This is a genomic window from uncultured Nisaea sp. (genome assembly GCF_963974195.1).
GTDB lineage: Bacteria > Pseudomonadota > Alphaproteobacteria > Thalassobaculales > Thalassobaculaceae > Nisaea.
On the sequence record NZ_CAXBDC010000192.1, the window covers coordinates 1 to 3,257 of the forward strand.

Annotated in this window: 3 protein-coding genes and 1 pseudogene; all 4 read left to right on the forward strand. The window is 65.0% G+C overall.

Annotated features, from left to right (window positions below):
* Positions 1-335, forward strand: a pseudogene (locus tag AAC126_RS22025) (TRAP transporter permease DctM/Q); the annotation flags it as partial.
* 38 nt (positions 336-373) lie between these two features.
* Positions 374-1,726, forward strand: coding sequence for an adenylosuccinate lyase family protein (locus tag AAC126_RS22030; protein WP_339857569.1), 1,353 nt, complete (start codon positions 374-376; stop codon positions 1,724-1,726).
* A 75-nt stretch (positions 1,727-1,801) separates the two neighbouring features.
* On the forward strand, positions 1,802-2,446 hold the full coding sequence (locus AAC126_RS22035) for a bifunctional 4-hydroxy-2-oxoglutarate aldolase/2-dehydro-3-deoxy-phosphogluconate aldolase (RefSeq protein WP_339857572.1): 645 nt from the start codon (positions 1,802-1,804) through the stop codon (positions 2,444-2,446).
* On the forward strand, positions 2,443-3,257 hold an 815-nt coding region (locus AAC126_RS22040), incomplete at its 3' end, for a sugar kinase (RefSeq protein WP_339857575.1). The genes AAC126_RS22035 and AAC126_RS22040, both read left to right, overlap by 4 nt.

A 3,257-nucleotide genomic window follows, 5' to 3' on the forward strand; every position in this document is an offset into this window, starting at 1 on the left:
TGTTCGTCTTCTGGTACGCCCTGCTCTCGACCATCACGCCGCCGGTCTGCGGCACGGTCTTCATCGCCGCCGGGATGGCCGACGCGCCCTGGCTGAAGGTAGCGGGCAATTCCATGCGGCTCGGCATCGGGCTCTATATCGTGCCGCTGGGCATGGTGGCGAACCCGTCCCTGATCGCGCTTACCGACACACCGCTGCTTGCGCTCGCCGCCTTCGTGAAGCTCGGTGCCGGGCTGGCCCTGACAAGCTGGGGCCTCGTCAATGCGACCGCCGGCCTGCGCGCCATCGCGGCCTTTGCTGCCGGTCTCGCACTGGTGTTCGTGCTCGGCTTCTGATGTAGTCTCGTCCCCGTCCAACCAAACGGAGTCACACAATGCCCTCGATCGTCGTCAAATCCAGCATCTACGGAGACATGTTCGGCACGGCCGACATGCGCGGCCTGTTCGAGGACGACACCATGCTCGGGCTTTACCTCGACGTGGAGACGGCGCTGGCACGGGCACAGGCGCAGCTCGGCCTGATCCCGGAAGATGCGGCGAAGGCGATCACCGAGGCAGCCGATATCGACAAGCTCGACATGGACACGCTGTCCGCCCGGACCCAGATCGTCGGCTACCCGATCCTGCCGCTGGTGGAACAACTCTCCACCTGGGCACCGGACGGGCTCGGGCAATATTGCCACTGGGGCGCCACCACCCAGGACATCATGGACACCGCCGACGTGCTGCAGATCCGCGCCGGGCTCGATATCGTCGAGGAATATCTGGAGCGGATCGCCACGGCGCTGGCCAAGCTGGCGGAAGAATATGCGGAGACCCCGATGGCGGGCCGCACCCATCTGCAACACGCCCTGCCGGTCAGCTTCGGCTTCAAGGCGGCGACATGGCTGTCCGCCATCGACCGGCACCGCACCCGCCTTGCCGAGTTGCGCGGCCGGGTCGAGGTCGTGCAATTCTCCGGCGCCGCCGGCACCCTTGCCTCGCTCTCGGGCAATGGCCTTGCGACACAAGAAGCGCTGGCGAAAGAACTCGGCCTCGCCGTGCCGGACATCACCTGGCACACCATCCGGGACGGCTTCGCCGAGGTCACCGGCTTCCTGGCCCTGGTCGCCGCCAGCATCGGCAAGATCGGCTACGACATCATGCTGATGATGCAAACCGAAACCGGCGAGGTGCTGGAGCCCTATGTCTCCGGACGCGGCGCCTCCTCGACCATGCCGCAGAAGCGCAACCCGATCTCTTCCGAGATGATGCTGGCCGCCGCCAAGATCGTGCGCGAGCAGCACAGCGCCATGCTGGATGCGATGGTGCAGGACCATGAGCGCGCGACCGGTCAGTGGCATGTCGAATGGCACGCCCTGCCGACCGCCTTCATCGTTGCCTCCGGCGGCCTCGCGGCAGCGGCGGAAGTACTGGAAGGTCTGGAAGTCCGCCCGGACGCCATGCGTCAGGTGCTCGACACCACCAAGGGCCTGATCGTCGCCGAGGCGGTGATGATGGGCCTCGCCCCGCATATCGGCCGGCAGGTGGCCCATGATGTGGTTTATGATTGCTGCCGCAAGGCGCTTTCCGGCGAAGCGACATTCCTCGATGCGCTGATGGCCGAGCCGGAGATTTCCGGCGCCCTCGACCGGGCCAGCGTCGAGGCCCTGACCAAACCGGAGAACTATCTTGGCGAAGCGCCCGAGATGGTCCGCCGGCTGCTGAAAAAGCGCGGTGGCGCATAACCCAAAATGCATACACTTGTACATCATCCGAGAATCATGGAGAGTTCGCCGCGCTAAACCATCGGGGGGTGGGATATGTTGAATGCTAAGGACGAGGCTCTGAGAGAACGGCTTGCCGCGCTCAAGATTGTGCCTGTCATCAGGACACCAAGCGCAGACTTGGCCATCCGTGCGTGTGAATGGCTGCTTGAAGCCGGATTGCAGGCACTGGAACTTACCTTCACAACGCCCGATGCTCACCGTGTGATCGAAACCTTCGCTCGTACGGCGCCCGACGCGCTGATCGGTGCCGGCACGGTGCGTACCCCCGAACAGGCGAAAGCCGCCATTGATGCGGGCGCATCCTTTCTCGTCTCTCCCGGGGCGGCACCAGGGGTTGGGGAAGCCGCCGCGAAAGCCGGAATTCCCTATCTGCCCGGCGCCGCGACACCAAGCGAGGTTGAAGCGCGCTGGGCAGCCGGCGCGGCTGTCGTGAAGATCTTTCCGGCCCGGGAATGCGGCGGTCCGGACTTCCTCAAGGCGATCAGATCCGTCTATCCGGATATTCCGCTGATGCCGACCGGCGGTGTCTCGCCCGACACGGCCAAGGCCTATCTCGATGCCGGAGCGCTCTGCCTCGGCATGGGAGGGGAACTGGTGCCGGTCGATGCCCTGAAGGCGAACGATCCAAAGCCGGTCAGGGATGCGGCTGCACGTGCACTGGCGGCGGCTCACGGATGATACAGTTTCCTGAACTCCTCTGCCTTGGCGAGCCGCTGCTGGAATTCAATCAGCAGCCGGACGAACGCTATCTTGCCGGTCACGGCGGCGACACATCGAACGCGGCCGTTGCCGCGGCCCGGCAAGGCGCCTCCGTCGGATATCTGACCCGGATCGGACGGGATACGTTCGGCGAGAGCTTCATGCAGCTCTGGGAAGAGGAAGGCATCGATACGCGCGGGGTCGAAACCTGTCCGGACGGGCATACCGGGATCTATTTTGTCACGCATGGCCCGGACGGACATCGCTTCAGCTATCATCGCGCCGGATCGGCGGCGAGCCGGATGACACCGGGCTTTCTGCCGCGCGGCATGATCCGGGACGCGAAGGTCCTGCACATCTCCGGTATCAGCATGGCCATTTCCAACAGCGCGGCCGACACCGTCTTCGCGGCGATCTCCCATGCAAAGGAAGCCGGCGTCAGAATTTCCTTCGATCCCAATTTGCGGCTGAAACTCTGGCCGCTGGACCGGGCCCGCGCGATGATCCACGCCGCCATGGCAGAAGCCGACATCGCCCTGCCCGGACTGGATGACGCAAGCGTTCTGACCGGAAAGAGCGATCCGGACGAGATCGCGGATTACTATCTCGGCCTCGGGGCCGGGATCGTCGCCCTGACCCTTGGCGAGGAAGGCTGCCTCGTCGCGACGGCACAGGGCCGGAAACGGATTGCCGGGCACAGGGTCGAGGCGAAGGATGCGACCGGGGCCGGCGACACGTTCGACGGCGGTTTTCTGGCCGAGTATCTGCGGACAAGCGATCCGTTCAGGGC